This is a genomic window from Desemzia sp. C1, assembly GCF_020882875.1.
Classification (GTDB): Bacteria; Bacillota; Bacilli; order Lactobacillales; family Carnobacteriaceae; genus Desemzia; species Desemzia incerta.
On record NZ_JAJIZP010000003.1, the window covers coordinates 1,994,155 to 2,019,442 of the forward strand.

The window sequence follows — 25,288 nt, forward strand, 5'->3', positions numbered from 1 at the left end:
AGAGATGGACACTGTTGTCCATCTCTTTTTTTTGTAGTTGGTTATAAAACAAGTTAAACCATAAAAAAAGACCTCTTAAAGAAGTCTTTTGGTGTAGCCTGTCGGTTAATTCAACACTCTTAATGTTGGAAATACATTTTTTTTCATCACTGTGTCTAGTTGGTTAGGAGAGATGTCATACAAGTTATTTAGTAAAGAATAAGAAACTTCATGTTCTAGTAACAAACCATACTCATACAATGATTCATTGAACATTACACAAGAAGGTGTAGTTTCAACTTTCATGTCTCGCGCTACTTTTTGATCAGCTGAGAAAGCCGTTTTTGCAAAATCAGATTGTTTATCGTCGAAAAACATAGGAACGTCGATTTTTGATTTTTCAGCCATCTCTACAAGTAATTCTTCAGAATAAGCGCGACCTTGATTCAATACAGCATCTTGCAAATTCAATAAGAATTTACGACCTTTTTTCTTTCCTTGCATAGAAGCAGCAATAAAAGATAAAGACATATCGTAAGTTTGAGCAAATAATTTATTTCTGGTTGTTAAATCTGTTTCTGAAAGATTGTGTTTATACATAAAATGGTTAAAACTAGATAAATTCAATAATGGCATGATTTGGATAGAAACTTTTTCTTGTCTGGTTTCAGCAAAAGCTAATATGTTTTGAAGATTTTCAAAACTTTCTTTTTCTAGTGGATTGATAAATAGATAAAATTCAATTATTTTTTTTGTAGTAAGCATGTCTTCACCTTATATAGTTTATTTTTTAGTGTCTGCCTTGACTCTTTGTGGCAACATAGACACTTTATCAAAAATAAACGAAAAGTGATAATGGACTGAATCAAAAAATGGAAAAAAAAGACAAGCTTGTAACAAACTTGCCACAAATTTTACAAAAACCCCGGGAAAACAGCCTTTTAAGGCTTCACATTTCGTTCATTTTCGTCCATTTTCGTCCATTGCATCTTTCATACGCGCTATTTTATTTTTTCCTATTCTTCTTGGGATTGCATATTTTTCTAAAAACTGATTGAAAAAGGCTAACCCTTCATGATGATCTTGTGCTTCAAATTCTAATTCATAATCTAATTTTCCTGCATAGGTACTTTTATCAAGAACAACCAGACCTTCTGGTACGGATGTTTCGAATCTTACAGTCTTTAAAGAACCAATAATGCGTAAATCTTCTATTAAAATGTTCATTTCTGTTAATTTTCTGCCTACCATACCATCTTTTTTGATGGTGCTGCCAGCTAAATAAGCATGTGCTTCATCTAATGTCATCTGGTCGGTTGTCTCCAACAAATGCAGTCCAAGAGGAGTTTTTAAGGTCAACTCAGCTGATTGGGGTAGCAATCTGATTCTCAATCCTGAATTCAGTTTTCTTAACCGACTATCTGCCGTATCAAAATAATGATTTTCTTGCGAAAAAAAGTCTTTTTCGCGCGCATTGAAAATATTCAGCAACTCATTATATTCTGATTTGCTGAGTAGATTTTTGAATTCTATTTCCAATTCTTCGCTCATACGATTCTCTCCTTAATGACGAATTCTTTTTATTGCATCTAAAGTATTTTACCATAGTTCAGCCTTACTTGAAGTTTCTTCTTTGTTTTAAAATGTGTTAAACTAGTACTATTGAGAATTAGAAAGTAAATCGATAAGAAATAGGTAAAGAAGGTTGCAGCTATGATTGAGAACTGGTCAGAATTTTTATCGCCTTATTCACAAGCCGTAGAAGAGCTGAAAGTGAAATTAAGAGGGATACGCAGGCAATACCATACGGAAAATATACACAACCCCATTGAATTCGTCACAGGACGAGTCAAACCTATAGAGAGTATTTTAGGCAAAATGGCGTTGCGGGATATATCTTATGAAAATCTTGAAGATGAAATGCAAGACATTGCTGGATTGCGTATTATGTGCCAATTTGTAGATGATATAAGAGATATAGTGGCATTGATCCAAAAACGAAATGATATGAAAATTGTTGAAGAAAAAGATTACATTTCTCATAAAAAAGATAGTGGATACCGTTCGTATCACATCATCGTAGAATATCCGGTGCAATTGATAGATGGCGAAAAAAATGTGTTAGTGGAAATACAAATCAGAACATTAGCCATGAACTTTTGGGCAACGATAGAGCATTCGTTGAATTATAAATACCAAGATGATTTGCCGGAAGATTTAAGAGTTCGTCTCAAAAGAGCAGCCGAAGCAGCTTTCAGGTTGGATGAAGAGATGTCTCAGATTAGAGAAGAAATTCGTTAAAAACGAAAGAGAAAGTAAAATGGCAGAATCAGGAGGAGGCTAACCGTGAGAGTAGGAATAGTGAGCAATGATAGTGAAAAATCAGTTGCATTAGTAAAACAATTTCGAGAAACCGCACTTCAAGCTGGTTTGACTTTAGACAATAAGAATCCAGATGTTGTCGTTACGGTAGGGGGAGACGGAACGTTGCTCTCTGCTTTTCATCGTTACGCCCATTTATTGAACCAAGTACGCTTTGTAGGTGTTCATACTGGGCATTTAGGTTTTTATACAGACTGGCGAGATTACGAGATTGAGGAATTGGTTCAAAGTTTAGTAAGAGATAAGGGCGAGAGTGTCAGTTATCCTCTATTGGATGTGTCTGCAATTTATCAAGGAAGAAAAGAACCTGCCCATTTTCTTGCACTAAATGAATCGACGATTAAACGATTGGATGGAACGATGGTGTGTGACGTATACATCAAAGATGAATTTTTTGAACGTTTTAGAGGAGACGGAATGTGTATTTCAACTCCAACAGGCTCTACAGGATATAATAAATCCGTAGGCGGCGCTGTTATCCATCCGCGAATCAATGCTCTTCAAATCGCAGAAATTGCCTCGATAAATAATCGAGTTTTTCGTACATTGAGTTCACCGATGATCATCCCTACTGATGAATGGTTGACTTTGAGACCCGTAACCTCTGAAGGATTTGTCTTAACCATCGATCATTTGACATCCTCAGAAAAAAATATTGTAGAATTATCTTATCGTGTAGCGAAAGAACGAATCCATTTTGCTCGATACAGACATACCCATTTCTGGAATCGTGTAGAAGCAGGTTTTATAGGAGCGAATAAACAGAATGATCTTTAAATGGCAATACGAAAATGAACAATTGATACAAGTAAAATCTTTTTTAAAACAACAGGGCATTTCTAGAGGTTTGTTAGCACAAGTAAAGTTTCATGGCGGAAAAATAGAAGTGAACGGTCATGAGGTAAATGCTGTGTATAAATTAGGAAAAAATGATATAGTAAAGGTTACTGTCCCAGATGACGAAGGTACACCTAATATTCTTCCTTCGGATTTGCCAATCGATATCGTTTTTGAAGATGATCATTTTTTGATCGTCAACAAACCAGCTGGAGTAGCGTCTATCCCATCAAATGTACACCCAAAAGATACGATGGCTAATCGCGTGAAAGGCTATTTTATTCAAAAACAATATTCCAACAAAGTCATTCATATAGTGACTAGGCTAGATAGAGATACATCCGGCTTGATGTTTTTTGCTAAGCATCGTTATGCCCACGCACTGATCGATCAAGCATTGAGAGACAAAGAAGTCATCAAAAAATATACAGCTGTCGTTTCGGGTCGGTTAAAACAGGCTCATGGATATATTGATGCGCCTATCGCTCGGACAAGTGATTCAATTATCACGAGGAGAGTCCATGAAAGCGGAAAAGCAGCTTTAACTGAATATTGGGTGAAGAAAGAATATTCAGACAGTTCGCTGGTAGATATTCAATTGCATACAGGCAGAACTCATCAGATCCGTGTTCATTTTAGTTGGATGGGACTCCCGCTGATCAGCGACACTCTTTACGGCGGAAAAGAAAATCCATGGATCAAGCGCCAAGCTTTGCATTGCCGTGAGCTGACATTTCACCATCCATTTTTAGAGAAGTCAGTCACGATCACCGCTGAATATCCTGAAGATTTCCAAGCTTGGAAACAACAACAATAAACATGCGTTACCTAGTAGAAAGGAAGAATTTTCGTGAATGATAACTCAGAAAAAATCGAAGACAAATTGCAATTTTTAAGAGAATACTTAATAGCTGGGGATATCAATAATTTCAGAAGGTACTTTCTTTCGCTACATACTTATGATCAAGGGCAATTCTATTTGTCATTAGCCAATGAAGAGAGAAAGAAAATCTATGCGTTTCTTTCGCCAGAAGAAATGGCTGACTTGTTCGATACCATCGAAGAAGATGAAGAATTCATCGAAGACTATTTACAAGAGATGAATATCCAGTATGCAGCAGATATGTTAAGTGAGATGTACACAGATAATGCCGTAGATATTTTAAACCAGTTAGAGCAAGAACAGCAAAAAGAATACTTAGATCTGATGCCTTTAGATGAAGCAGAAGAAATCAGCGATCTGTTAGTCTATGAAAACAACACCGCTGGATCAATCATGACGACTGAATTTGTTTCTATCGAGGCAGGATTGACGATCAAAGAAGCTTTATTAGAAGTGAAAAGACAGTCTGAAGAAGCAGAGACAATTTATTATCTATATGTAGTAAATTCGAAAAAACAACTTGTAGGAGTTTTATCCTTGAGGGATTTGATAACTAGAAAAGATGATGAGTTAGTAGAAAACGTTATGGGCACCAGATTGATTTCAGTCCATGTGACTGACGATCAAGAAGAAGTCGCTCATACTATTCGGGACTACGACTTACTGGCTGTTCCGGTTATAGACTTAGTGGACCGTTTAGTCGGTATTATTACGGTTGATGATATTATCGATGTTATTGATGAAGAAGCAAGAAGCGACTATTCTGGTTTGGCAGGGGTAGACGTGGATGAAAGATCAGAAAATCCTTTTGTGGTGGCTTCTAAGAGGTTGCCTTGGTTAGTAACATTGTTGTTCCTTGGTATGGGAACTTCAACATTAATCAGCAATTATGAAAATATGGTCAGTGAAGTCAGCGTATTGGCCGTCTTTATATCTTTGATTACAGGAACTGCTGGGAATGCAGGTACTCAGTCACTAGCGGTAGCCGTTCGAAGACTAGCAGAAAAAGAAGATAAAACCAGAACGATTGGGCGGATGATTTTAGGAGAACTCTCATCTGGATTGATTACAGGTTTAGTGACTGGGATAACTGTTTTCTTGCTGGTAGGAATATGGCAATCTAATATGATTTTAGGGTTGGTTATCGGTGTAGCCATGTTATTTGCCATTACGATCGCCAATTTGGCGGGAAGTTTCATCCCTGTTTTGATGGATAAATTAGGTTTTGATCCTGCAGTGGCTAGTGGACCGTTCATCACCACTTTAAGCGATTTAACGAGTGTGTTTATTTACTTCAATATCGCTGCTTATTTTTTAACAGCCTTATAGAAATGATGCTTTTTGATAAAAAATTAAAGCGAAAAAAGGAAGCTGAGACTGTCTCAGCTTCCTTTTACTTTATCGAATCATCGTCAACTCACAATTGTTTTGCCATTGCATGATGAGGGATCCCTGCATCCATAAACCCATTTGGATCTGTAATAATAAAGCCTAATTTTTCATAGAATGGAATGGCGTAATCTTGAGCTTCTAAGATCATCGCTTTTCCTTTAAGAGAAGAAACATATCTTTCGACTTCTTGCATAAGCTGCATACCGACTTTCTGGCCACGTAATTCAGAGTCTACCGCTACGCGTTGAACCTTGTAAGTATGGGGACTTTTTTCATAAATACGTGCAGTAGCGATAGCATGTTGATGGTTGTATCCAACAACATGGATTGTTTTACTTTCCAGTTCGTCGATTTCCAATTCTACCGGTACTTTTTGTTCTTCTACAAAAACTTTTGTCCGTAGAGCTAAAGAGTCTTTACAGATAGAAGATTCAATATCTGTTGTCCATTCAAAGTTCATTTGCCCAGCCTCACTTTTTTCTATTTGATAAATAGAGTAACATAAGGAAAGTGAAAGGACAATTTCAAAACAAGTTTTTTCTATTTGAATCAATTTTGCATCATGTATAAAAATAATCAATTTTTTATCAAAAAAACGGCAATGAATAAAGTATTATATAGTTAGCTGAACTTCAAAAAGGATATAGTGAAACAGCTAATAAAACGTAGAATATAATGATAAAAAAATAAAAACATCTAACTGAAGGTAGTGAGAAACATGAAAAAAGTAGTTTTAGCAGAGAAGCCTTCCCAAGCACAAGCTTATGCTGAATCCTTTGGGAAATATACTAAAAAAAATGGTTATATCACCTTGTCTGCATCAAATGAGTTTGTCATCACCTGGGGATACGGACATCTGATCGAATTAGCCCCTCCGGAGACCTATAAAAAAGAATGGAAAAAATGGAGCATGAAAGAACTGCCTATCATCCCAGAAAATTTTCGTTTTAAAGTAGGGTCTGGAAAGGCGAAACAATTTACAGTGGTAAAAAAATTGTTAAAAGAAGCTGATGAAATCATTATTGCCACAGATAGTGATCGAGAAGGAGAAAATATTGCCCGATCTATTATTCATCAAGCGAAGGCCGAGAATAAAATCATTAAACGACTGTGGATCAATTCACTGGAGACGGAAGAAATTCAAAAAGGTTTTGCTCGATTAAGAGACGGTAAAGAATTTTATTCTTCTTATATTGAAGCTCAAACAAGGCAGGTTAGTGATTGGCTTGTAGGCATCAATTTGTCTCGCTTTTATACCTTGTCTTTACAAGCTAAAGGAATCAATGAAGGAGTTTTTAGCGTAGGTCGTGTACAGACTCCAACATTGTATATGATTTATCAACGGCAAAAAGAAATCGAACAGTTTGTTCCACAGCCGTTTTTTGAATTGCACGCAGAAGTTACAGCTGAAAAAGGTGTATTTCAAGCAAAATACCATAAAAAATTCCCATCCAAAAAAGAACTGTTAGACGTGATTCAAAAACATGGCTTATCAGCTCACAACTCCGGCAAGATAACAGATGTAGAGACAAAAAGAATCTCTCAACCATCACCTTTATTATTTTCATTAAGCGACTTGCAAAGTTTGATTAACAAAAAGTATAAAATCAGTCCTTCTGATACATTGAAACATGTTCAGTCGTTGTATGAAGCCAAATTATTGAGTTATCCCAGAAGTGATTGCAGACACATCACTGGGTCTGAGTTTGCTTATTTGCTGGAAAAGAGAAAAGACTATGAGCAGTTGCTGAACTATAAAATAGAACAGCCGAATACGAGTAAGAGAAAACGGTATGTGGACGATTCAAAAGTCCAAGAACATTATGCTATTATCCCGACTAAGAAAATACCTGCTCAAAAGCAACTAGATAAATTGTCTCCTATACAAAAACAAATTTACTATACTGTTTTAAAACGGACGCTAGCGATGTTTGAAACGAACTACGTGTATGATGAAACGAAAGTCACAGTTGACATCAAACAGCTTGATTTCGTGAGTAAAGGAAAAGTGGTCTTAGAAGATGGGTGGAGAAAACTAGAATATGCGTCTACTAAAAAAACAAGTAAAGATGATCAGGTGGAACTCCCGCCATTAAAGAAAGACGAACCAGTAGAAACTGAATTGAAAACGTCAAAAGGAATGACCACACCGCCTAAGTTTTATACAGAAGGTACACTCATCACAGCAATGAAAACGTGTGGAAAAGAATTAGACAATGCGGAAGAAAAAGAGATCCTAAAAGAAACAGAAGGAATTGGAACAGAAGCGACTAGAGCAAACGTTTTGGAGACGCTAAAACACCAACAGTATATTGACGTTAAAAAGAATACGGTTACGGTTACCGCGAAAGGTGAAATCTTATGTGAGGCGGTAGAAAATACGTTGTTAAGCAGTCCAGAAATGACTGCGAAATGGGAAACCTATTTGAAAAAAATCAAAAGTGAAGAAGGAACTCAAAAAGCTTTTTTGGCCAATATCGAACAGTTTATTCAACACACATTGACTTCAGCTGTTGAAACGTTGAATACACATGATTGGTCTGACAAAGCAACTGAGGGAAAAACTGACAGAGAGCCTATAGGTATTTGTCCTAAGTGCAGACAAACGATCATCGATAAAGGGAAGATTTATGGCTGTACGGGGTATAGCAAAGGTTGCGGGTTCTTGATCCCCAAAAAGTTCGTAGGTAAGACACTCTCGCCGGCAACCGTCAGAAAACTACTGGAAAAAGGAGAAACACAAGTGTTAAAAGGATTCAAAAAGAAAAGTGGTCACTTGTTTTCAGCAGCCTTGATGATAAATGAAAAGCAAGAATTGGCTTTTAAACCATTTGATAAAAAAGAAACAAGCTAAATTTGTTTGGGAGGTCAAGTAGTCTGAAGGTGAGCTACTATTTTCGGACTACATGTATACCATCTTTCTTTCTCTAACACTTTAGCTTATACTGAAAATAATAAAAAATAGAATAGAATGGAGCAATAGGATGACTGAGCAAACAATCGACAAAGTGAAACAGTTAACGAATATCCCTTCCCCAACAGGAAATACGTATGAAATCATTTCTGTGATCAAAGAAATGATGGAAAAAGAAGGATACATACCTGTAATCAACCGCAAAGGCAGCTTGATGATAACGGTTGAAGGAGAAAACACAGAACAAGAGAGATTTATTACAGCCCATGTTGATACATTAGGAGCAATGGTACGAGCTGTCAAACCAGATGGAAGATTAAAAATCGACTTGATTGGAGGGTTCCGCTTCAACGCGATAGAAGGAGAGTATTGTACGATCCATACTACGAGAGGTGAGACCTATAAAGGAACCATACTTATGCATCAAACTAGTGTGCATGTCTATAAAGATGCTGGAGAAGCTGCAAGAAATCAAGATAATATAGAAGTAAGAATCGATGAAAAAGTTACTACAGCGGAAGAAGCTAAAGCATTAGGGATTTCTGTAGGAGATTTCATCAGTTTTGATCCGCGTACGGAAATTACAGATTCAGGATTTATCAAATCGCGTCACTTGGATGACAAAGTGAGTGTAGCTATTTTGCTGCAATTTCTATCAAAAATAGTCAAAGAAAAGATCACTCTTCCACATACGACACATTTCTTTATTTCAAATAATGAAGAAATCGGTTATGGCGGAAACTCCAATATCTCAGATAAAGTTGTTGAGTATTTAGCGGTAGATATGGGAGCTATGGGTGATGACCAGCAAACAGATGAATATTCCGTTTCGATTTGTGTAAAAGATGCCAGTGGGCCTTATCATTACCAATTCAGAAAGCAATTGACTCAACTGTGTGAAAAGCATCAAATTCCTTATCAATTGGATATCTATCCTTTTTATGGCAGTGATGCTTCAGCAGCGATGAAAGCCGGGGCAGACGTTCGTCATGGATTGATTGGAGCTGGAATTGATGCCAGTCACGCTTACGAAAGAACGCACAATGATTCAATCAAAGCTACTGAAAACCTAGTAGAACAGTACTTGTTATCTGTTATCGACTAATAATTCTTTTACGTTATCAAGATGTAGATCAACCATTATGTTTTAGGAAAGAGGAAAGAAATTAAATGAATAAACTTAAGGACTCCCAGTTAATGTTTTGGTCTGTTTGGTTGTTAGTCATCGTAACTATCTTTTATATCATGACACAGATCAATTTTGTTTTTTATCCCGTAACAACGTTTATTGCCACATTATTTTTGCCGATTTTGACAGCTGGTTTTTTGTATTACTTATTAAACCCTATAACTACTTTACTGGAAAAAATCAATATCAAGAGGAAAATTGCTGCTCCCATTGTGTTATTGGCGTTCATTAGTGTGGTAGTGATTTTAATTTTGACGTTGATACCAGCTATTGTTACTCAAGTAGCGCAACTATTAGAAAGTCTGCCTAAAGTTGTCTCTGACCTTGAAACACAATTGACAAAATGGGAAGAGCAGCAATGGTTTCAAGAAATCAACGTAGACGAATTGATCGATTCGTTTGGATTAAGCATCAAGAACGTCTCGAATTTTCTGATTACCAATGTTACTTCTAGTCTGAGTTCTTTAGTAGGCATAGTGGCAAATACAGCTATTTTCGTAGTAACTGTTCCAATCATTTTGTTTTACATGTTCCGGGATGGTGAAAAATTGCCTCAAGCGATTTCTCGGTTCTTGCCTGCAGAATACCGAACAGAAATGATCGGCTTACTAAGTCAAATGAATCAAACGATTTCTTCTTATATAAGTGGGCAAGCTTTAGTTTGTTTATTTATTGGTATCTTTACTTATCTGGGCTATATGCTGATCGGTTTGCCGTATGCTTTGTTGTTTGGATTGATTGCCGGGGTAACCAACATCATTCCTTATCTAGGACCATTTATCGGAGCTGCTCCGGCAGTTGTCTTGGCCTTAACAATTTCTCCGGTTCAAGCAGTAAAAGTAGCTTTGGTGGTGCTGGTGATCCAACAAATCGAGAGCAATTTGATTTCGCCGAATATTATTGGTAAATCTTTGGATATCCACCCATTAACAATTATCATCATCCTTTTGGTCGCAGGAAACTTAGCAGGAGTCTTGGGAATGATTATGGCCGTTCCTACGTATGCGGTAACAAAAACGATCATCATCTACTTACACAACATGTATAAATTGAGAAAAGAGTTCAGATACGCAAATTTGAAAAAAAATGCACGAACTTCTGATTAAAACCATTGACAACTTTGTGAAGAGTGTAGTATTCTATGAGCTGTGCTTAAGAATAATAAATGTTCTTAGCATAAAATACCGTTGAAAATGATCTGTATAAGTGATCTAAATAGGAGGATTCATAGTGAAAGTAGTCGTTGTAGGATGTACGCATGCTGGAACATCAGCAGTAAAAACTATTCTTAATGAGCATCCCAATACTGAAGTATCTGTTTTTGAACGAAATGACAATGTGTCATTCTTATCATGCGGAATCGCATTGTATGTTGGTGGCGTTGTGAAAGATCCAGCAGGTCTATTCTATTCAAACCCTGAAGAATTAACTGAAATGGGCGCAACTGTGCACATGGAACACAATGTTACAAATATTGATACTGTTGCTAAAAAAGTTACTGTAGAAAATATGCAAACTGGTGAAATTTTTGAAGAATCATACGATAAATTAGTGAATACAACTGGTTCATGGCCTATTGTTCCACCAATTTCTGGTATCGAGTCTAAAAACATTTTATTATGCAAAAACTACAACCAAGCTAATGAAATCATCAGCCAAGCAAAAGACAAACAAAAAGTTGTTATTGTTGGTGGAGGTTACATTGGTATTGAATTAGTGGAAGCTTTTGCTGAATCTGGAAAAGATGTTACGTTGATTGATGGATTAGACCGTATTTTAAACAAATACCTAGATCCAGAATTCACAGACATCTTAGAACATGATTTGCAAGAACGTGGAATCAAATTAGCACTAAACCAAACTGTAAATGGCTTTGAAGCAAATGAAAATGGAGAAGTAACTAAAGTTGTCACTTCTGAAAATTCATTTGAAACTGAAATGGTTATCATGTGTGTTGGTTTCCGTCCAAACAATGAATTGTTAAAAGACAAAGTAGACATGTTGCCAAATGGCGCTATTATTGTTGATGAATACATGAGAACAAGCGATAAAGATATTTACGCTGCTGGAGACAGCTGTGCAGTTCATTACAATCCAAATGGTGGATCTGCATACATTCCATTAGCAACTAACGCTGTTCGTATGGGAACTTTAGTTGGTAAAAACATTGTTGAACCAAGTGTTAAATACCGTGGAACACAATCTACATCTGGATTGTACTTGTTCGGTTTCAACATCGGTTCTACAGGAGTAAACGTAAACAGTGCCTCTCATTTCGGATTAGACGTTCGTTCAGTTGTAGTAGAAGACTACTACCGTCCAGAATTCATGCCGACAAATGAAAAAGTATTGATGAAATTAGTTTATGAAGTAGGAACAAACCGCATCGTTGGTGGACAAGTAATGTCTAAATATGATATTACTCAATCAGCTAATACATTGTCATTAGCTGTACAAAACAAAATGACTATCGAAGATTTGGCATATGTTGACTTCTTCTTCCAACCAGTATTCGATCGTCCTTGGAACTACTTGAACTTGCTTGCACAAGCAGCAGTAGAACAAGAAAGAAAAATCGCATTAGGCACAGAAGTAACTGCTTAATCCTTAATTTAAGAAGAATAAAAATGACTGGAGTCTTACTTCAGTCATTTTTTTGTTCTTTATTTTCCATCTTCCTCACGCCGAAGCCATTCTAGGATTTAGATTTATCTCGCTCTCGTTTTTAAATTATGTTATAATTAATTAGTTGTAGATAGTAAAGCTTGATTAGTGCAGAAAAGATTCTTAATGCTAACTGAATCAACAGATTCTGCTTATATAAAAACTAAAAGAAATTTAAAAGAGGGATTTGAATATGAACCAAACATTAAAAGAAGAAGTGGCATCTCGTAGAACTTTTGCGATTATTTCTCACCCGGATGCTGGGAAAACGACGATCACCGAGCAATTATTGCTTTTTGGTGGAGCGATTCGTCAAGCGGGTACTGTAAAAGGGAAAAAATCTGGAAAATTTGCTAAATCAGACTGGATGGAGATTGAAAAACAACGTGGGATCTCAGTAACCAGTTCAGTGATGCAATTTGATTATAGTGGCAAAAGAATCAACATTTTAGATACTCCTGGACATGAGGATTTTTCTGAAGATACTTACCGTACTTTGATGGCTGTGGATAGTGCAGTAATGGTTATTGACAGTGCCAAAGGGATTGAGCCGCAAACAAAGAAATTATTTAAAGTTTGTCGCATGAGAGGTATTCCTATTTTTACCTTCATTAACAAATTAGACCGGGATGGAAGAGAGCCGTTAGACTTGATTGATGAATTGGAAGAAGTGTTAGAAATTGATGCTTACCCAATGAATTGGCCAATCGGTATGGGGAAAGGTTTATTAGGATTATACGACCTTTATAACAATCGTGTAGAAGTGCATCGCCCTGAAATCAATGGCTTAAATGGTGAATCTTATGCTCCATTAGATGAAGATGGGGAGATCATTGGAGATCATCCGTTAAAACAATACAGCTTATATACGCAAGCACTTGAGGATGCCCAATTGTTAAGTGAAGCTGGAAATGAATTTTCGAGAGAAAAAATTCAAGCCGGAGAATTGACGCCTGTATTTTTTGGTTCTGCATTGACCAATTTTGGTGTGCAAACATTTTTAGATACTTATCTAGAATTTGCGCCTGGTCCATCTGCTCATGAAACAAAAAATGAAGAACAAATAAGTCCATCGGAAGAAAAATTTTCTGGATTTGTCTTTAAAATTCAAGCGAATATGGACCCTGCTCATAGAGACCGAATCGCTTTTGTACGAATTTGTTCTGGTAAATTTGAACGTGGAATAGATGTCACTTTAGCAAGAACCTCTAAGAAAATGAGATTGTCTAATTCGACTCAATTTATGGCTGAAACACGCGAGACAGTAGAGCATGCTGTTGCAGGAGATATCATTGGGCTATACGATACTGGAAACTTCCAGATCGGAGATACGATTTACGAAAACAATTTAAAAATTGAGTTTGAAGATTTGCCGCAATTTACTCCTGAATTGTTTATGAAAGTTTCAGCTAAAAATGTAATGAAACAAAAATCATTCCATAAAGGTGTTCAACAATTGGTGCAAGAAGGTGCTATTCAATTGTATAAAACATACCACACGGAAGATTATATTATCGGTGCTGTTGGTCAGCTGCAATTCGAAGTGTTCCAACACAGAATGCTGGGTGAATACAATTCAGAAATCATTATGTCTCCAATGGGGCATAAAATCGCTCGTTGGATCGATGTCGATGATTTAGATGAGAATATGTCGTCTAGTCGAAATATCCTAGCGAAAGACCGTTTTGGCAACCCGTTGTTCTTATTTGAAAATGAATTTGCAATGCGTTGGTTCTCAGATAAATATCCGGATGTTGAATTAAAAACATTGTTGTAAAAAAACATAAAAAATGACCGCTGAATCATTCAGCGGTCATTTTTTTGTTCGCCCAGCATGGGCGAACTCTAACGGGTGCAAGTCCCGAATGCGACCTGACAGTGGTAAGCATATAGCTGACGGCAAGGGTGTCCACCGTGAGGTGGAATCTGAAGGAAGCCTAAGGCAAAACTCTGGTCTGACGAACAGAAATCACATAAGAGGTGAGTCGAGTGGATAAGGCTGCGAAAGAAGCTAAAGTCCGATAACTGTCCTAACTCGAAGCATAAATGTGGCAGATAGATGGAGTGAAAGAGTTCGCACCTTAACTGGGGAGGTCTCATGACGTTATACCAAATACACTTAGTGATAAGTGCTTGACTCATGAGAAGTCAGCAGAGGTCGTAGTAGTGAAGACAGCTAGTGAAAGCTAGAAAGAGCGAAGGACCGAACAATTTTATCGTTACAAACATCTTTATTGGAGGCCGCCAAAGACTATTGGCTACGACAGCGTAAAAGTAGATAGCTGCCTTACGAGAGCAGAAAAGGAGTAACAAGCATGCAGGAAAACAGGACACTGGATAGAATCCTATCCAGAAATAATTTAAACGAAGCCTTTCGACAAGTGGAACGGAATAAAGGTGCCGCAGGCATTGACGGTATGTCTATCGAAGAGGCTAAAGAATATCTTCGTCAGCACAAAGAAGAGCTTATTCAGACTATTCGTCAACGTCACTATCAACCTAAACCTGTCAGAAGAGTAGAAATACCTAAACCATCGGGTGGGGTCAGACTACTGGGTATACCGACAGTGGTTGACCGAGTTATTCAACAAGCGATTGCACAAGTTCTCACACCCATTTTTGACGAACACTTCCACAACAGTAGTTATGGATTCCGTCCAAACCGCAACGCCCATATGGCTATAGCGCAAGGGCTAAGAGATATGAACGAAGGTTATCACTGGATTGTCGACATTGATTTAGAGAAGTTCTTTGACACTGTTAACCATGATCGACTGATGAATCTAGTTTCTCGGAAAATAACCGATGGTGATGTGATATCATTGATTCGGAAATATCTCGTGAGTGGCATTATGGTAAACGGAGAATATGAGGAAAGTCCAGTTGGCACTCCCCAAGGGGGAAACCTCTCGCCATTATTGAGTAATATCCTCTTAAATGAACTCGACCAAGAACTAGAGAGAAGAGGTCTACACTTCGTGCGATACGCAGATGACTGCATTATCCTCGTTAAGAGCGAATTCGCAGCAAGGCGCGTAATGCGTTCGGTTACACGATATATTGAGGAAACTCTGGGTTTAACTGTGAACACGAGTAAATCGAAAATCATTAAACCTAATGACCCAACCTTTAAATTCTTGGGATTTGGATTCTATTGGTCGAAAGCAGATAAAGGCTATCAAGCAAAGCCTCATGCCATATCAATCGAGACGTTTAAATATAAGCTTCATCAGCTAAGCAAGAAAAGCTGGGGCATTGATATGGCTTACCGCATCGTTAAATTGAATCAAGTCATCAGAGGATGGGTGAACTATTTCAAAATAGGAAATATGCACACAAAACTCAAGAAAATAGCGAGTCATCTTCGTTATCGACTGAGGATGTGTATCTGGCACCAATGGAAAACAGCCAAAAATCGAAGAAGAGCCCTCACTAAACTAGGGATGAGCGACTACAACGCCTACATGAATAGCCACAGTTCCAAAGGAACTGCCCGAATAGCCCTGTCCTGGGTTATGACAACCACAGTAACCAATAAGATACTAGCCTTCAAAGGTCTAGTATCTCCAGATAGTTACTATTTAAAACAAAAGCATGTTATATGAAATTGAACCGCCGTATACCGAACGGTACGTACGGTGGTGTGAGAGGACGATAAATAAATTAATTATTTATCTCCTACTCGATTATGAGTGAAATGAGACAGTCAACGTAAACAAATGAAAATGAATGTTGGCTCCTGTCTGTTGGGATTGTATCGATAAATAAAGTCAGCGTTTAATAGAAATTTCTACTAGATGCGGAGCTTCAAAGATTTCTACCTCGCTTGGATCTGTTTCTAGAATACGTTCAATAGCGTATTGGACTTCAGTACTCTTTATATTTCTTTTCTTATTTTCAAGAATAACATCCTCATGTGTAGGCGCGCCGGAGAAAATTACTGTGGTAGGACCTAATGAAAAGACTTTTATAAAAACGGCATCAGTATTTTCTAACTGACTACTTACTAAAAGAGAATGGCTATTGGTTACATCAATTAATTTCATGCTGTCCACCTCGTTCTTCTTTAAAATTTTATTATTTGGTTTTATTATAAACCTCACTAAACCGTTTTTCAAAATATTATTTACTATTTGGAAGAAAAAATGCCCTTTGAAGATAAGAAATCTTTATTCTTACTTCAAAGGGCATGGTATTAAAAACCTATAGTGAGAAGTGATATCAAAAATTATTCTGTTGTCTCTGATGAAGAAGATTCGCTTTCTTCTCTGACCTCAGCGATTTCTTTTTCCTTTATAGTGATTTCATCTTCTTCAATCGTGCAAATCAATTCTTTAGCGTTTGGATGATCCAAATAGAAATCAGCTACACGGTCTTCTATTTGTTCTTGGATTACTCTTCGTAGCGGACGAGCGCCCATCTTAGGATTATATCCAAGATCTACTAATTTTTCTTTCGCTTGTTGATCGACATCTAAGGTGATGCGTTGATCTTGAAGCATGCGATTCACATCTAGAATCATCAAATCAACAATACGGAGCAAGTTTTCTTTGCTCAACGTATTAAATTCGATAATGCCGTCAAAGCGGTTGATAAACTCTGGTTTGAAGTAGTCTGTTAAATGGTTCAAGACTGAACTTCGGTTTGCTTGATTAGTAGCCGCGAATCCGACACTAGCCTCAACTTCGCCTTGTCCAACATTACTTGTCATAATAATGATCGTATCTTTAAAGCTTACAGTTCTTCCTTGAGCATCCGTCAAACGACCATCGTCAAGAATTTGCAAGAACATATGCAATACATCTGGGTGAGCTTTTTCAATCTCATCCAACAACAAAATGCTGTATGGGTTACGACGAACTTTTTCAGTTAATTGACCAGCTTCTTCGTAACCAACATATCCTGGAGGAGAACCGATCAATTTAGAGACACTGTGTTTTTCCATGTATTCACTCATGTCAAAACGTACATACGAATCTTTACTGCCGAATAATTCAAATGCTAATTGCTTAGCTAATTCTGTTTTTCCGACACCAGTTGGTCCGATAAACAAGAATGAACCAATAGGTCTGCCTTTTTTATTGAAACCAACGCGGTTTCTGCGGATAGCTTTAGCAATTTTTTCAATAGCAGCATCTTGACCTATGACATGTTTTTTCAAGTCAGTATCTAAGTTGCGCAATTGAGCTTGTTCTTTTTCTTTTAGATCTCCAACAGGGATATTTGTTTTTAATTCAATGATATTGATCATATCTTGCTCAGTAACGACCGGTTTTTCTGAATCGGGTTGTTGTTGATCTCGCATAGCTGCGTATTTAGCAGCTTGGTCTCTATAAAATGCAGCTTTTTCATAGTCTTCATTTTGCAGAGCAGCTTGTTTTTCTTGAGCAGCCTCAGCGATTTTTTCTTCTATGATCTGCGGATCAATGGTTTGGATAGTCAGGTTCTTCTTAGAGCCTGATTCATCTAACAAATCAATTGCTTTATCCGGCAAGAACCGATCTTGGATATAACGATCAGATAAGTTGATCGCACTTCGTATAGCTTCGTCTGTATATTTTACTTGATGATATTCTTCGTATTTCTTTTGAATCCCTTTTAAGATACTAAAAGTCTCATCAAGGGTGGGTTCATCTACACGTACAGGTTGTAAACGACGTTCTAATGCACCATCTTTTTCGATTGAACGGTATTCTCTTAGTGTAGTAGCACCAACTAATTGAAGTTCGCCACGTGCTAGGGCAGGTTTTAAAATATTACCTGCATCCATACTGCCGTCTGCACTACCTGCGCCCACGATTTCATGAATCTCATCAATAAACAAGATTATATTATTATTTTGCTTCAATTCATTCATCAATTGTTGCATGCGCTCTTCAAATTGACCACGAATACCCGTTCCTTGAACTAATGAAGCAACGTCTAAGCGGATGACTTCTTTGTTCATCAATTTTTGAGGAACGTCTCCGTCTACGATTTTTTGTGCTAAACCTTCTACAACAGCAGTTTTCCCAACACCGGGATCACCGATCAAAACAGGATTATTTTTTGTACGGCGGTTCAAGATTTCTAATACTCGTTCGATTTCTTGGTCTCTACCGATAACTGGGTCAATGGCTCCTGATTTTGCTAAGTCGGTCAAGTTAGTACCGTACTCTCCCAGTAAACCAGATTTTCTTCTGGTTGGAGGCTGATTGCCTCTGCCGCCACCGGTTTGAGTAGGAGGGACATCAGAATTAGGATATTCTCTTGCTCCGCCTTGCATAGAACGGAATAAATCATCTAAATTTCCAAACCCAAAAGGATTTTGAGGTGGGCGGTTATTTCCCATTCCTCGAGCTTGTGCATTTTTCAATTCTTGGTAACAGTTTTGACATAGATCTAATTGACCTTTTTGGCCGTTCATACTAGTATACAAATGAATAGTAGCTTCGTTTTGGTGACAATTTTGACATAACATAATTTACACAACCTTTCAAAGATTGATTCATCAGTCAGACATGAATTTGACTTTGTCTGACCTTTATGAATTTATTATACACTGACCATTCCTGACTTTCAAGTTTTTTTCTCGTAAAAATTAGACGTCTGTTGCATAAATAAGTTTTTATTTACAAAGCTAAGATACAACTATTTTCTATTTTATGAAAGTGATACACTAGACCCAACAGAAAAACGAGGTGGTTAAGTTGACTAAAGAAGAAATGCAGCAAAAACTTTTTGCATTAAGTAATGGGGAAGTGGAAGAAATCATTATTCCAAAAGATGAGTTCATGATTTTTTTAGAAGCGTGGAATCAGCATCCAGAAAAAAATAACGTTATAGGTGAAGCTGGATTAGGTGGAAACGTTGTCTATAGACGTAAACCGAGAGAATAGATTAAATTTATCTTCGATTTAGCGTTTACAATGTAAAAAGAGTTGTGAAATGATTGAAAAAATGGTAATCTAATTTTTGAAAGGGTTATTTTTAACTATGTCTTTTACTGTTTAACAGTATTATAGATGAAACTGACTCTAAATAAAAAAATATTTGAAATAAAGGGGAATAACCATTATGGAAAAACGCGAATTTCATATCGTAGCTGAAACAGGAATCCATGCACGTCCAGCTACATTATTAGTACAATCAGCAAGCAAATACAACTCAGATATCAACCTTGAATACAAAGGTAAATCTGTAAACTTGAAATCAATCATGGGCGTTATGTCTTTAGGTGTTGGCCAAGGCGCAGACGTTACGATTTCTGCTGAAGGAGCAGACGAAGCTGAAGCAATTTCTGGAATCGCAGAAACAATGAAGAAAGAAGGATTATCAGAATAATGGTAGACGTACTGAAAGGGATTGCAGCTAGTGATGGTATTGCTATTGCAAAAACCTATATGCTTATCGAGCCGGATTTAACTTTCACCAAAAAATCAGTTGAAGATTCAGATAGTGAAATTCAACGCATTACTGATGCATTGGCTAAAGCTAAAGAAGAGTTGAGCTTGATTCGTGAGAATGCAGCGAAAAGTTTAGGCGAAGAAGAAGCTCAAGTTTTTGATGCGCATTTGATGGTCCTTTCAGATCCTGATTTGATTGGAACGGTCGAAAGCAACATCAAAGACAACAGAGTAAATGCTGAGAGTGCGCTTCAAGAAGCTACTGATACATTTATTTCTATCTTTGAAGGAATGGAAGACAATCCATATATGCAAGAACGAGCAGCTGACATCAAAGATGTTCGCAAACGCGTTTTAGCTCATTTATTAGGTGTGAAATTACCTAGTCCTTCAACAATAGATGAAGAAGTGATTGTGATCGCACATGATTTAACACCAAGTGATACTGCTCAATTAAACCGTAAATACGTTAAGGCTTTCGTAACTGATATCGGAGGTCGTACTTCACATTCTGCTATTATGGCTCGTTCTCTTGAGATTCCAGCTATTGTTGGTTCAAAAGATATTACAAGTCGTGTAGTAGATGGGGATGAAATTATTGTTGACGGTTTAGAAGGTCAAGTATTCATTAAACCAGATGCTGACACAATCAACACTTACTCTGTAAAAGCTGAAGAATTTGAAAATCAAAAAGCTGAGTGGGAAAAATTAAAAGAAGAAGATACTGTAACAGCCGACGGGAAACACATTGAATTAGCTGCAAACATTGGTACTCCTAAAGATTTAGACGGAGTTCACAACAATGGAGCTGAAGCAGTTGGCTTGTACCGTACTGAATTCTTATATATGGACTCACCAGATTTCCCAACGGAAGATGATCAATATACAGCTTACAAAACAGTGTTAGAGAGTATGGGAGAAAAACCAGTCGTTGTTCGTACAATGGACATCGGTGGGGATAAAGAACTTCCTTACTTAGATTTACCTCATGAAATGAACCCGTTCTTGGGATATCGTGCAATCCGTATCAGTTTAAATGAATCTGACATGTTCAGAACACAATTGCGTGCTCTATTACGTGCATCAGTTCATGGTAACTTGCGTATCATGTTCCCAATGATCGCTACTTTAGGCGAATTCCGTGAAGCTAAATCTATTTTATTGGAAGAAAAAGAAAACTTGATCAAAGATGGTGTTGAAGTTTCTGATTCTATCCAAGTTGGTATCATGATTGAAATTCCTGCTGCAGCTGTAATTGCAGACAAATTTGCTAAAGAAGTAGATTTCTTTAGTATTGGAACGAATGACTTGATTCAATATACGATGGCTGCTGACCGTATGAATGAGCGCGTTTCTTACTTGTACCAACCTTACAATCCTTCAATTTTACGCTGAATCAAGAATGTTATTGATTCAGCGCATAAAGAAGGCAAATGGGCTGGTATGTGTGGAGAGATGGCTGGAGATCAAACAGCTGTTCCGTTATTATTAGGTCTTGGTTTAGACGAGTTCTCAATGAGTGCATCAAGTGTGTTAAAAACACGCAGCTTAATGAAAACATTGGATTCAACAAAAATGGCTGAACTGGCAGACAGAGCAATCAATGAATGCGACACTGCTGAAGAAGTTGTTGGTTTAGTTGAAGAATATCTAAAATAAAACCATAAAGATAATAATTATAAAACACTTGGTTTAGGGATTCCTAAACCAAGTGTTTTTTTGTATAAAGTGCTTTTTTCTACTGCTAAAGATGGATTATTTCTTTATCCATCTGTGTTAAGGTAAGATTATGATGAGCAATCTATCAAAAAAACAATGAAAATGAAATATTTACTTTAATTGCACTGTTTTTTTTACTGAAAATCCGTATAATCTTATTAAAGGAGTGAAAATAAAAATGAGAATAGGAATTTTCACTGATTCGTATTTCCCCCAAGTCAGTGGGGTAGCGACATCTATCCAAACATTAAAGGAAGAATTGGAAGCTCATGGACATGAAGTAGTGATTTTTACAACGACAGATCCTAAAGCTGATAAATATGAACCGGGTATCGTGCGATTTGCTAGTATTCCTTTCTTTTCTTTTAAAGATAGACGTGTGGCTTTTCGCGGCATGTTGACTGCATTGAAAAAATCCAAAGAGTTGCGCCTTGATTTAGTTCATACGCATACTGAATTTAGCTTGGGGTTAACTGGCAAATACGTAGCGCGGCAACTGGGGATTCCTTGCGTGCACACGTATCACACGATGTATGAAGACTATCTGCATTACGTGGCTAAAGGGAAAGTTTTGCGTCCATCACATGTAAAAGTCGTTTCCAAATATTTTTGCAATCAAACGGCTGGAGTAATTGCTCCAAGTGAAAAAGCCAAAAATAAATTGTTGTTCTACGGCGTAAAACAAGACATCCGAGTGATCCCTACAGGTGTCAATTTGGAAAAATTAAGAGCCCCATCAACACGAAATATTCGCGAAGAATTGGCTATTGAAGAAGATGAATTGGTGTTGTTATCTTTGAGTCGTTTAGCGCATGAAAAAAATATAGAGGCTATCTTAAAAGCTTTTCCGACTGTGTTAGGCGAATATCCGACCGCTAAATTAATTGTAGTTGGCGATGGGCCTATTCGTAGTGAATTGGAGCAGTTGAGTGAGGCGTTAAACATCGCTCCATCCGTTCGTTTTACTGGAGAAGTCCATGTAGATGAAGTGAATGCTTACTATCAAGCTTCGGATTTGTATGTTAATGCTTCTACATCTGAATCTCAAGGTCTGACATACATTGAAGCAATCGCTGCTGGAACAAACATTGTAGCTAAGTCTAGCCCTTATACGGATATGTTGATTTATAGCGGCAAGCTGGGTAAAACATACCGGTATGACGAAGAATTAGGTCAGACGGTTCTAGACTATCTAAAGAATAGGGATGCTCAAAAAAGTAACACTATAGATCGTAAAAACTTGCTTCAATCGATTTCGTCAACGGTGTTTGGTGAAGAAGTCCTGAAATATTACCAAGAAGCGATGCAATCTTATCAGCTGGAAAAACCGGTTGAGCCAAAATATTACCGAAAATCAGTAAGGAGAGGTTAAAGTCATGCTTCATATAAATATGTTTTCTTCTGCTGATAAAGTAAAAGGTCAAGGTGTAGGCAGTGCTTATATTGAATTGCTGCAATTGTTAAAAACATACCATAAAGATTCTATCGATCTTTCTATCAATCGGTTTTCGAAATCAGCTATCAGCCATTATCATACAATCGATTTACATTTTTATATCAGCACTTTTTTTAGGAAGCGATTTGGAAGAAGAATAGGTTATGTTCACTTTTTGCCTTCCACACTAAAAGGCAGTATTCATTTACCAAAACTCATAGAAGAAGTATTTTATAAATATGTCATATCTTTCTATAAAAGGATGGACCATCTAGTAGTGGTTAATCCTATTTTTATTGACGAGTTAAAAAAATACGGCATTGCGGAAAACGATATTACATATATTCCAAATTTTGTAGCGGAAAAGGACTTTTTTGTCTATTCTTCTGAGCGAAAAAAACAGGCGAAAGAAAAGTTGGGAATCAAACCTGACCGATTTGTAGTATTTGGAGCCGGACAAGTCCAAGAGCGAAAAGGCGTATACGACTTCGTAAAACTAGCTGAAGAAATGCCTGATGTTCAGTTCATTTGGGCAGGAGGATTTTCATTTGGGAAAATAACAGACGGGTATGAAAAGTTTAAAAAAATCATGGACCATCCGCCTGAAAATCTGCTCTTTACCGGCATACTCAACCGAAGTGAAATGCTAGACTATTATAATCTAGCTGATGTCTTTTTATTGCCGTCGTACGAAGAGTTGTTTCCAATGTGTATTTTGGAATCTTTAGCATGTCATACACCTGTTGTGTTGCGTGATCTGCCATTGTATGAACCGGTATTAAAAGACTACTATCACCCTGCTGCAGATAAAACGGCGATGAAAGAAACGATTGATCGACTAAAACAAGATGAGGATTTTTATCAAAGCGTAAAGAAAAAAGCGGTTGAAGGCAATGCTGCTTATTCAGAAAAGCGCTTGGCTCGCATATGGTTGGAGTTTTACAGCCAGCAGGACCAACTTCAGTAAAAAAGTCTACAGCGCTTTTCGCAGTGTCCTATTGAATCCGTGTTATACTACTACCGAGGGATAAGAGGAGGAGATAAGTACTTATGAAAAAAAGAATTGGGTTTATTGGAACGGGTGTTATGGGGACATCCATTGTTAAACATTTATTAAAAGCTGGCCACGAGGTACAAGTCTACAACCGTACCAAAAATAAAGCGACTGAGGTCATAGAGTTGGGTGCGAAATGGAAAAGTACTCCAGCTGAAGCAGCGCAAAATGCAGATCTGGTCTTTACTATTGTGGGTTACCCATCCGATGTGGAAGAAGTTTATTATGGAGAAAACGGAATTTTCCAGACCGCTGCGTCCGGGCAAGTGTTGGTCGATATGACAACTAGTACACCGACATTAGCGAAAAAGCTCTATGAAACCGGTCAAGAAAAAGGTATAGGTATTTTAGATGCACCGGTCTCAGGAGGAGATTTAGGGGCGAAAAACGGAACTCTGACCATCATGATAGGCGGAGACCAAGATGTATTTGAAAGACTGGAACCCATCTTTAATTTATTTTCCAGCAAGGTCAATCTTCAAGGACCGGCTGGCAGCGGACAACATACTAAAATGGCTAACCAGATCATGGTTGCGGGCACGATGACAGGTATGACGGAATTGTTAGTGTACGCAAAGGCAGCTGGATTAGATATTGAAAAAGTAGTCGATACTGTTGGAGGCGGGAGCGCCCAAAACTGGTCATTGACCAATTATGCTCCACGTATTTTAAAAGAAGATTATTCTCCTGGATTCTTCGTTAAACACTTTGTTAAAGATTTAAAGATAGCTTTAGAAGAAGCGCAAAGAATGAACCTGAATTTACCTTCTACAGCCTTAGCAGAAAAACTCTATGAAGAGTTGGAAGGTAAAGGTAAAGGGAATGACGGTACACAGGCATTAATCAAACTATGGTGGGAAATGTAAAGATATTGAGAAAAGCGTCAGCAGTCATTTTTTTCTGCGGGCGTTTTTTTTTTGCAAAAAACTGGTCGGGGTCCTCTTGTGAATCGAATGTATTCAACAAGTACAGCATATAAGAAACAGTTTTCTCATTTTTTTGTCATGTTATTTTCAACTTTTTTACTGAAAGATATCATTTTTTTATCATAATTAAAGAAAAGAAGGATTTGTCAGTAAAGTAAAAAAGCCTTGTTTATAGGAATAAGCCAAAGTGCTGGATTTTTTTTTGCAAAACAGAAGTGAGTATAGTGTTATTTACATTGAAATCTGTTAGAATAGTACTGAGTCAAGTTTGAAAGGGGCACGAACCATGAAGTCTTCACAATTAACTGCCATTATACGCAGATTAGAAGCTATGCAAGAAGGATCAGATGGAGAAGTACAAGTCCGTCGCTTTGAAAAAGAAGGCGCTGAACGTTGTCTGATCAATTATGATGGTAAATCAGGAGTTTATGAACTAGAAGAAATAGCCACTGGTCAAGTTTATCAATTTGATGATATTGATATTGTAGCCATAGAAATATTTGAACTACTTCAAGATTAAGCAATCAAC

The 25,288-nt window shown here is 37.3% G+C and carries 21 protein-coding genes and 1 pseudogene; 17 read left to right on the forward strand and 5 right to left on the reverse strand.

What is annotated here, in order from left to right; translation table 11 throughout:
* Positions 1–105: 105 nt before the first annotated feature.
* Positions 106–744: a DsbA family protein gene (locus tag LMF32_RS10110; protein WP_188203864.1), complete on the reverse strand. Its 639-nt coding sequence runs from the start codon at positions 742–744 to the stop codon at positions 106–108.
* A gap of 195 nt (positions 745–939) precedes the next feature.
* Positions 940–1,530 carry a CYTH domain-containing protein gene (locus LMF32_RS10115; protein WP_230524663.1) on the reverse strand — a complete coding sequence of 197 codons (591 nt, stop codon included), beginning with the start codon at positions 1,528–1,530 and terminating at the stop codon, positions 940–942.
* Positions 1,531–1,692: 162 nt separating this feature from the next.
* Here LMF32_RS10115 and LMF32_RS10120 point away from each other — a divergent pair, with 162 nt between their 5' ends.
* From LMF32_RS10120 to mgtE, 4 genes are read left to right on the forward strand one after another with little or no spacing between them, the layout of a single operon-like run.
* Positions 1,693–2,280 carry a GTP pyrophosphokinase family protein gene (locus LMF32_RS10120; protein ID WP_230524664.1) on the forward strand — a complete coding sequence of 196 codons (588 nt, stop codon included), beginning with the start codon at positions 1,693–1,695 and terminating at the stop codon, positions 2,278–2,280.
* A 45-nt stretch (positions 2,281–2,325) separates the two neighbouring features.
* Positions 2,326–3,138, forward strand: a complete 813-nt coding sequence (locus LMF32_RS10125; RefSeq protein WP_092479719.1) for an NAD kinase — start codon at positions 2,326–2,328, stop codon at positions 3,136–3,138.
* A complete protein-coding gene (locus tag LMF32_RS10130; RefSeq protein ID WP_092479718.1) occupies positions 3,128–4,015 on the forward strand; it encodes an RluA family pseudouridine synthase in 888 nt (295 codons plus the stop codon). Before LMF32_RS10125 ends, LMF32_RS10130 begins: the two co-directional genes overlap by 11 nt.
* A 54-nt stretch (positions 4,016–4,069) precedes the next feature.
* Positions 4,070–5,410, forward strand: a complete 1,341-nt coding sequence (mgtE, locus tag LMF32_RS10135; RefSeq protein ID WP_230525112.1) for a magnesium transporter — start codon at positions 4,070–4,072, stop codon at positions 5,408–5,410.
* An 88-nt stretch (positions 5,411–5,498) separates the two neighbouring features.
* Here the strand turns inward: mgtE and LMF32_RS10140 are convergent, their stop codons facing one another.
* Positions 5,499–5,933, reverse strand: coding sequence for a GNAT family N-acetyltransferase (locus LMF32_RS10140; protein WP_230524665.1), 435 nt, complete (start codon positions 5,931–5,933; stop codon positions 5,499–5,501).
* A 258-nt stretch (positions 5,934–6,191) separates the two neighbouring features.
* On the opposite strand from LMF32_RS10140, the gene LMF32_RS10145 reads away from it, so the two are divergent.
* From LMF32_RS10145 to ltrA, 6 genes are all read left to right on the forward strand, one after another.
* On the forward strand, positions 6,192–8,327 hold the full coding sequence (locus tag LMF32_RS10145; protein ID WP_230524666.1) for a type IA DNA topoisomerase: 2,136 nt from the start codon (positions 6,192–6,194) through the stop codon (positions 8,325–8,327).
* A gap of 130 nt (positions 8,328–8,457) precedes the next feature.
* Positions 8,458–9,492, forward strand: a complete 1,035-nt coding sequence (locus tag LMF32_RS10150; RefSeq protein ID WP_230524667.1) for a M42 family metallopeptidase — start codon at positions 8,458–8,460, stop codon at positions 9,490–9,492.
* 65 nt (positions 9,493–9,557) lie between these two features.
* Positions 9,558–10,682, forward strand: a complete 1,125-nt coding sequence (locus tag LMF32_RS10155) for an AI-2E family transporter (protein ID WP_230524668.1) — start codon at positions 9,558–9,560, stop codon at positions 10,680–10,682.
* Between the two features lie 124 nt (positions 10,683–10,806).
* Entirely contained in the window at positions 10,807–12,180 is a 1,374-nt protein-coding gene (locus LMF32_RS10160) for an FAD-dependent oxidoreductase (RefSeq protein ID WP_230524669.1), read from the forward strand.
* A 253-nt stretch (positions 12,181–12,433) separates the two neighbouring features.
* The gene (locus tag LMF32_RS10165; RefSeq protein WP_230524670.1) at positions 12,434–14,017 is read left to right on the forward strand and encodes a peptide chain release factor 3; all 1,584 of its coding nucleotides are present in this window, start codon (positions 12,434–12,436) and stop codon (positions 14,015–14,017) included.
* A 538-nt stretch (positions 14,018–14,555) separates the two neighbouring features.
* Positions 14,556–15,845 (forward strand): group II intron reverse transcriptase/maturase, encoded by a 1,290-nt coding sequence (ltrA, locus tag LMF32_RS10170; RefSeq protein WP_230524654.1) that lies wholly within the window; start codon positions 14,556–14,558, stop codon positions 15,843–15,845.
* A gap of 165 nt (positions 15,846–16,010) precedes the next feature.
* Here the strand turns inward: ltrA and LMF32_RS10175 are convergent, their stop codons facing one another.
* Both LMF32_RS10175 and LMF32_RS10180 read right to left on the reverse strand, forming a co-directional pair.
* On the reverse strand, positions 16,011–16,286 hold the full coding sequence (locus LMF32_RS10175) for a DUF1827 family protein (protein WP_230524671.1): 276 nt from the start codon (positions 16,284–16,286) through the stop codon (positions 16,011–16,013).
* Between the two features lie 182 nt (positions 16,287–16,468).
* Entirely contained in the window at positions 16,469–18,700 is a 2,232-nt protein-coding gene (locus tag LMF32_RS10180) for an ATP-dependent Clp protease ATP-binding subunit (RefSeq protein WP_230524672.1), read from the reverse strand.
* Between the two features lie 229 nt (positions 18,701–18,929).
* On the opposite strand from LMF32_RS10180, the gene LMF32_RS10185 reads away from it, so the two are divergent.
* The 7 genes and pseudogenes from LMF32_RS10185 (at position 18,930) to LMF32_RS10215 (ending at position 25,279) form a co-directional block, all read left to right on the forward strand.
* The gene (locus LMF32_RS10185; RefSeq protein ID WP_230524673.1) at positions 18,930–19,118 is read left to right on the forward strand and encodes a hypothetical protein; all 189 of its coding nucleotides are present in this window, start codon (positions 18,930–18,932) and stop codon (positions 19,116–19,118) included.
* A gap of 178 nt (positions 19,119–19,296) precedes the next feature.
* Positions 19,297–19,563 carry a phosphocarrier protein HPr gene (locus LMF32_RS10190; RefSeq protein ID WP_092479707.1) on the forward strand — a complete coding sequence of 89 codons (267 nt, stop codon included), beginning with the start codon at positions 19,297–19,299 and terminating at the stop codon, positions 19,561–19,563.
* A pseudogene (gene ptsP, locus LMF32_RS10195) lies at positions 19,563–21,284 on the forward strand (phosphoenolpyruvate--protein phosphotransferase). The gene LMF32_RS10190 and the pseudogene ptsP overlap by 1 nt, the downstream one beginning before the upstream one ends.
* Positions 21,285–21,522: 238 nt before the next feature.
* A complete protein-coding gene (locus LMF32_RS10200) occupies positions 21,523–22,716 on the forward strand; it encodes a glycosyltransferase family 4 protein (protein ID WP_230524674.1) in 1,194 nt (397 codons plus the stop codon).
* A 4-nt stretch (positions 22,717–22,720) separates the two neighbouring features.
* Positions 22,721–23,746, forward strand: a complete 1,026-nt coding sequence (locus LMF32_RS10205; RefSeq protein ID WP_230524675.1) for a glycosyltransferase family 4 protein — start codon at positions 22,721–22,723, stop codon at positions 23,744–23,746.
* An 83-nt stretch (positions 23,747–23,829) separates the two neighbouring features.
* Positions 23,830–24,699 (forward strand): NAD(P)-dependent oxidoreductase, encoded by an 870-nt coding sequence (locus tag LMF32_RS10210; RefSeq protein WP_230524676.1) that lies wholly within the window; start codon positions 23,830–23,832, stop codon positions 24,697–24,699.
* A 346-nt stretch (positions 24,700–25,045) separates the two neighbouring features.
* A complete protein-coding gene (locus tag LMF32_RS10215) occupies positions 25,046–25,279 on the forward strand; it encodes a YkuJ family protein (protein ID WP_092479702.1) in 234 nt (77 codons plus the stop codon).
* The last annotated feature ends 9 nt before the right edge of the window (positions 25,280–25,288 follow it).

What these genes read in the sequence shown, in the direction of transcription:
- LMF32_RS10110 (WP_188203864.1), bottom strand. Translation starts at nt 744, where the DNA reads ATGCTTACTACAAAAAAAATAATTGAATTTTATCTATTTATCAATCCA.
- LMF32_RS10130 (WP_092479718.1), top strand. Translation starts at nt 3,128, where the DNA reads ATGATCTTTAAATGGCAATACGAAAATGAACAATTGATACAAGTAAAA.
- LMF32_RS10150 (WP_230524667.1), top strand. Translation starts at nt 8,458, where the DNA reads ATGACTGAGCAAACAATCGACAAAGTGAAACAGTTAACGAATATCCCT.
- LMF32_RS10180 (WP_230524672.1), bottom strand. Translation starts at nt 18,700, where the DNA reads ATGTTATGTCAAAATTGTCACCAAAACGAAGCTACTATTCATTTGTAT.
- LMF32_RS10210 (WP_230524676.1), top strand. Translation starts at nt 23,830, where the DNA reads ATGAAAAAAAGAATTGGGTTTATTGGAACGGGTGTTATGGGGACATCC.
- LMF32_RS10155 (WP_230524668.1), top strand. Translation starts at nt 9,558, where the DNA reads ATGAATAAACTTAAGGACTCCCAGTTAATGTTTTGGTCTGTTTGGTTG.
- LMF32_RS10145 (WP_230524666.1), top strand. Translation starts at nt 6,192, where the DNA reads ATGAAAAAAGTAGTTTTAGCAGAGAAGCCTTCCCAAGCACAAGCTTAT.
- LMF32_RS10140 (WP_230524665.1), bottom strand. Translation starts at nt 5,933, where the DNA reads ATGAACTTTGAATGGACAACAGATATTGAATCTTCTATCTGTAAAGAC.
- LMF32_RS10115 (WP_230524663.1), bottom strand. Translation starts at nt 1,530, where the DNA reads ATGAGCGAAGAATTGGAAATAGAATTCAAAAATCTACTCAGCAAATCA.
- LMF32_RS10175 (WP_230524671.1), bottom strand. Translation starts at nt 16,286, where the DNA reads ATGAAATTAATTGATGTAACCAATAGCCATTCTCTTTTAGTAAGTAGT.
- LMF32_RS10120 (WP_230524664.1), top strand. Translation starts at nt 1,693, where the DNA reads ATGATTGAGAACTGGTCAGAATTTTTATCGCCTTATTCACAAGCCGTA.
- LMF32_RS10165 (WP_230524670.1), top strand. Translation starts at nt 12,434, where the DNA reads ATGAACCAAACATTAAAAGAAGAAGTGGCATCTCGTAGAACTTTTGCG.
- ltrA (WP_230524654.1), top strand. Translation starts at nt 14,556, where the DNA reads ATGCAGGAAAACAGGACACTGGATAGAATCCTATCCAGAAATAATTTA.
- LMF32_RS10200 (WP_230524674.1), top strand. Translation starts at nt 21,523, where the DNA reads ATGAGAATAGGAATTTTCACTGATTCGTATTTCCCCCAAGTCAGTGGG.
- LMF32_RS10215 (WP_092479702.1), top strand. Translation starts at nt 25,046, where the DNA reads ATGAAGTCTTCACAATTAACTGCCATTATACGCAGATTAGAAGCTATG.
- LMF32_RS10205 (WP_230524675.1), top strand. Translation starts at nt 22,721, where the DNA reads ATGCTTCATATAAATATGTTTTCTTCTGCTGATAAAGTAAAAGGTCAA.
- LMF32_RS10190 (WP_092479707.1), top strand. Translation starts at nt 19,297, where the DNA reads ATGGAAAAACGCGAATTTCATATCGTAGCTGAAACAGGAATCCATGCA.